At 35.0% G+C, this 834-nt stretch carries 1 protein-coding gene; it reads left to right on the top strand.

Going from position 1 to position 834, the window contains the following annotated elements; genetic code table 11:
• Window positions 1-133 precede the first annotated feature (133 nt).
• Window positions 134-834: DnaB-like helicase N-terminal domain-containing protein (locus ACFINO_RS10155; RefSeq protein ID WP_375655700.1), on the top strand; the 701-nt coding region annotated here is incomplete at its 3' end.

Raw genomic sequence — 834 nt, 5'->3', positions numbered from 1 at the left:
CGAAATATAAAAGAACATCTCTTTATTGCACAAAACGTATCAAAAAGCAAGCTGTTAAGTAAAATAAAAATGGGATTCACACTGTAGATTCAGTGATTTATAATTATCATTTATCAAATCAATTTAAATCATAATGAATAAAATGAACGCTGTTAATTTACCTTCTTTTCAAACAGAAGAACAATCTTCTTTTCGTCAACTGCCCCATAATATTGAAGCAGAGAAAGCTTTGCTGGGTGCTATCATTATCAATAATAATGCTCTTGATAGCGTTTCTGATTTTTTAAAAGCAGAGCACTTTTTTGAACCGTTGCATCAAAAGCTTTTTGATATCATTTCACAAATTATTCAAAATGGAAAAGTTGCAGATCCCATTACTATTAAGCCCTTTGTTGAAAATGATGTGAAAATTGGTGACATCACTGTATATAATTACGTGGTGCGTTTAGCTAAAGAAGCTGTAACAATCATTAATACTAAAGATTATGGGAGTGTCATTTATGATCTGTTTATCCGACGCTCTTTAATTAACCTTGGCACTCAAGTTGTGAATAGAGCTTATGATGTTTCTGTAGAACTTACAACATCACAACAAATTGAAACTGTTGAAAATCAGTTGTTTGAATTGGCAGAAAAGGGAAAATACGGGGGTGGGTTTGAAAATTTTGATACAGCCATTGCAAAAGCACTTAACATGGCAAGTGCTGCGAAAAAGCGTTCTTCAAGGCTCTCAGGGATCGCTACCCATATCAAAACACTTGATGAGAAAATGGGAGGGTTACAAGCATCTGATTTGATTATCCTTGCGGGGCGCCCTGGGATGGGGAAGACCTC

It is taken from the genome of Bartonella sp. AA83SXKL, from assembly GCF_042196965.1.
In the GTDB taxonomy this organism is placed as follows: Bacteria; Pseudomonadota; Alphaproteobacteria; order Rhizobiales; family Rhizobiaceae; genus Bartonella.
This window is presented reverse-complemented; position numbering and strand designations above follow the sequence as displayed.